At 39.6% G+C, this 4,013-nt stretch carries 3 protein-coding genes and 1 pseudogene; all 4 read right to left on the bottom strand.

Features of this window, described 5'->3' with window-relative positions:
• Positions 1-647: glycosyltransferase (locus BZG83_RS16000; RefSeq protein WP_158074984.1), on the bottom strand; the 647-nt coding region annotated here is incomplete at its 3' end.
• A gap of 102 nt (positions 648-749) precedes the next feature.
• Positions 750-1,869 (bottom strand): annotated as a pseudogene (locus BZG83_RS15995) (ISAs1 family transposase).
• A gap of 370 nt (positions 1,870-2,239) precedes the next feature.
• On the bottom strand, positions 2,240-3,538 hold the full coding sequence (locus BZG83_RS15990) for a hypothetical protein (RefSeq protein WP_077482035.1): 1,299 nt from the start codon (positions 3,536-3,538) through the stop codon (positions 2,240-2,242).
• Positions 3,528-4,013, bottom strand: a 486-nt coding sequence (locus BZG83_RS15985) for a lipopolysaccharide biosynthesis protein (protein WP_198929746.1), incomplete at its 5' end; no start/stop codon positions are given. The genes BZG83_RS15990 and BZG83_RS15985, both read right to left, overlap by 11 nt.

Below are 4,013 nucleotides of genomic sequence, written 5' to 3'. Positions count from 1 at the left end.
CTAAGTAACTGGATCTGATCATGCTCGCATGGGCAGAACCGTTCGTTATCTACTCCAGGTTTTACTAATAGCAAAGGTTTTGAAGGTTTAGCGCAAGAGCTTACTTGATCTGCCATATTTGAACTAAAGACCGCAAGCCGGTCGGCTGAACGAAATGCATTACTCTGTAGCCATACATGATAGTAATAGCGCAGCAACTGTTTAACCTTCGCTATGCCTTTTTTTTGAGATGTACGGCTTGGATGGTTCTGATATTTGACCACTCCAGGAAGTAAATATATTACGTTTTCTAATCTCGCAATTTTCGCAAGCCATGTAGTAGTGTGAAAACGGCTAATGGTTAGATCTGGCTTGTTCTCCAATTTCAATTTTTTAAATAACTTTAATAGTGATATTAAAGTCAAAAATCCAGAAAGCGGGCGCAGTAACTTGTGAACAGAGTGTTGTGTTGAGTATCTATAAATATTGATGCCATCTAATATTTCAAAAGGTGGTAATTTATCATCAGTGACGTTATTCACATCGCTGACTACGACATTTACTTCGTAGCCTTTTTTTAGGTACTCTCGTGCCAGATAGCGCAACGAATTCTCTATCCCACCAATATTTGGGAAATACGCATTGCTAGTTATCAATACCGACTTCATTTTAATTCACTTTCTTTGCTCTATCATCTATATTTGCTCTTGTATAACGCATGGACACCCGCGTCACGAAAGGCTTCTCAGCCCCGGCGAGCGCATGAGTGTTTATTTTTCAACCATCGCCGGTATGCATGCGGCTAAAACCTTTTCTAAGAAGCTGGGGTTCATGAGACAGCGCTTCTGTTTGGCCACCAAGCTGATCTTGGTCGGCTCAGCCCGCACCATGTTTGAGGCCATGTGCCGCAGACAGGCAAAGTTCGCGGCCCCATTGTCTTTATAAATTTGGCAGGCGTCTTCACCCATTTTGACATCCAATACCCAGTGCATGGCTTCAATACCCCAATGCGAGCGGATAGCACGGCTTGCCTCATCAGCAGTCAGTGATTTTGAGCTGATATAGTAGCGATACTCCAGCGACATCGGACGCCCTTTTTCAACACGCAAAGACTCAACCATGACAAGGCTTTGTAGTGATGGCCAACGAGTAAAGTCGCCGGATAAGCATTCTTTATCAATTACATAGCACTGGCGAGACTCAGTACGACCGTGGCCATGTTCAAACACAACATCGTCATTGAAGGTTGGGCGCTGCTCACTGAATGCTGCGGTGATCGCGTTCGCTAACTTGCCTTGATTTTGTTTCACCGCTAATAAGTAATCGCCACCCTGCTCAAGAATCGTCTTAGCAATCGTCGTTTGGCAGGCCATAGCATCGATGGTGATCAGCGCACCGCATAATCGAGTAGACGAATTAACTCGGGAATCGCACTGATTTCATTGCTTTTTTCTTCTGTCTTGAGCTGGCCAAGCACCAGATGATTTTCATTGGCGTACGCACTGACCATGTGGATCGTACTACTTCTATCTTCACGGTTGTAAGAGCCTTTCAGCGTTTACCGTCGATTGCGACCACCTGACCACCCGTCATTTGATGGACTGCTTTCATCCAATCGATAAAGCAGGCTTGAAAGGCACTCGGTTCAATCGCAGAGATGGCACGAGCGATGGTATCGTCGGCAGGAATATCTTCTTCAAACATACCGTTACGCTTAAACCACTCATGGTGCCCTAGGATGTATTCTCGAATCTCGTACCATCCTTTCGACCCCGCAATCACCGCGCACAATGAAGCAAAAAGCAGGTCGAATAGCGGGTAGGTTATCTTGGCACTCTGGCGATGATCATCAACGGCGCTGAAGTAGTCTTTAAATGTATCGATATCCACGGTATCTATCCCGAACTATTTTCGAATCAGCATATATGATCACAGCCAGAGGTGATCGTTAAACCGAACCTTTTTGGTTAAAAAATGTTCGCGATCTCGCACTGGCCTTCTTGGCGAATATCTTTGATGGAAACGAAATGCATAAATGCACTTTTTTCTTCTATCATTTTTAATCTCCTAAACATTAGGAGGCCATTAAATCGCACTGAAAATGATCAACAAATTGATCATTTATTTTCACTCATTTTTGTTAATAAATATGGTACAACGCACGGTTTTTAGCCTTAACTGACAACTAAGTCATTAAATCGCTAACTCAGTCATAGCGCGGATCTTTATGCGTTTTCCCTGGGATACTAACCAACTATATTTAGTTCAACACTTCTATGTTATGAATTTCAATAAAACGCTCCATGTACTCAATCCCACTCACATTTAAAAGTACAGTCCGACAATTAAACTCTACACCCTCATACAATGCAGTGGAGAAAACTCSAACTTGTAAACTACTGGCTGCGAAAAGACGATAAAGAGGCACCTCATCTTTTACAATTTCTACATTTGGATACTTGCTCAGCTCTTTGAGTGCAGGATAACTGTCCCATCGGTCAAATTCACCTGGATGAAGTTTATATTTAATAGCGTAGCCTTTAAATCTCTTATAATTTTCTAAAAACTTATTTGCGATTGCGTTTCCAATTGCACCTTGAGAAAGCACCACTAGTTGTTTATCATTCTTCTTTATAGTTTTATATTCTTCTTTAACGGTCTCTAAATATCGAAACTTATCAACAACTACGTCATCTTTACAGATAGGAAATGGCGCCATATCCTTCCAAAATCTACTCCATACATATAGTTTATCAGGAAAGTAATCTAGCGGATTATTTCTATTAGGAAAGCTATAGCCTAAGTGATATTGACTAATCGTGCCATGCTGTAACTCAACCACCTTGATATTAAGATCTTTAGCAGCCTTAATCATGGGCGCTTTCCCGTAAGAAACTACCATGTAAAAGGTTTTTGGATTTAATTTTTTAAGGACTTTTACAAAAATTTTATAGTTTGCTTCGAAGTGTTTTGTTTTTTGTTCAAAGAACTTTTCCAATCCAATATCTACTTTGCAGGTTTTATTTATTTCTTTCTCTACACTCTTTATCACTCGCAAGTTATCTGGAGTCAACTTTACTCTTAAAAATACTCTATACAGCCTCTGCAATAGAACGATCCAGTCGGTGTAATGGGACAAGTTATTCTTAACTCTTTCGTGTGAACCAAGATATGCGCTTTCAAGCTCAGTAACCTTTTTCCCGTCGGAAACTAAGTCGTCAATCAGATATTTTGTGTAAATATCTATTGGTTGGCGGTTCACCTTTACTGATCTTGGATGGGAGTCTATTACTATATCGCTATTTTTGAGTGTAAAATAGTTATCATTTAAAGCATTTCTAAAGTGATAAAATAGAAATTTTAACTTATCTTCTTTTTTTAATGTGCTATGGGGTTTTGATAACACACCAGTCATCTGAGCAAGTTTATAATATATATCCATCCGAGCATACTGCCAGACTTTTACTCCTTCTACTTCGAAGTCTAGCAAATCATATTTTTCTTCGAGATACCAAATAAACTCACATAGCTCTCTAATATTAGCTGGCTTACTTTTCAAATTTTACTCCCAATAACCACGGCATATAGTAATTTTTTTGCTGATACCAAAATATTAAGACTGCACTCACTATAAATGCTCCTAATGTCGCATAAGCGGCACCTATGACACCGTATGAGCTAATCAATAAGTAATTTAGTACTAAGTTTACTAAAGCTGCTGATGTTGTAATGACTAGCAAGAACGAAGTTCGGCCTATATGAACTAGATATGGGAACAATATTTGGTATACTCCCCTTACCATGTAACCCAAGGCGATCCACAATATAAACTCATGCGCTTGATAATATTCCTCACTAACAAAAAATGGCAGCAGGAATTTGGAAATAATGGAAACAAAAAAGGCTACAAGAACACTTGCCATAATAAAAAAGTAAGAATATATAACTATCTTTCTTTTTAATGCTTCGCTAGGTTCAACTAATTGTTTGTAGAACCAAGGGCTCCAAGACTTAATAAAAGCATCGGTAAATAT

The sequence above is a fragment of the Salinivibrio sp. PR919 genome (genome assembly GCF_001995355.1).
GTDB classification, from domain to species: domain Bacteria; phylum Pseudomonadota; class Gammaproteobacteria; order Enterobacterales; family Vibrionaceae; genus Salinivibrio; species Salinivibrio proteolyticus.
The sequence above is the reverse complement of the archived record's forward strand: the minus strand, read 5'-3'. Positions and strand labels throughout refer to the sequence as shown.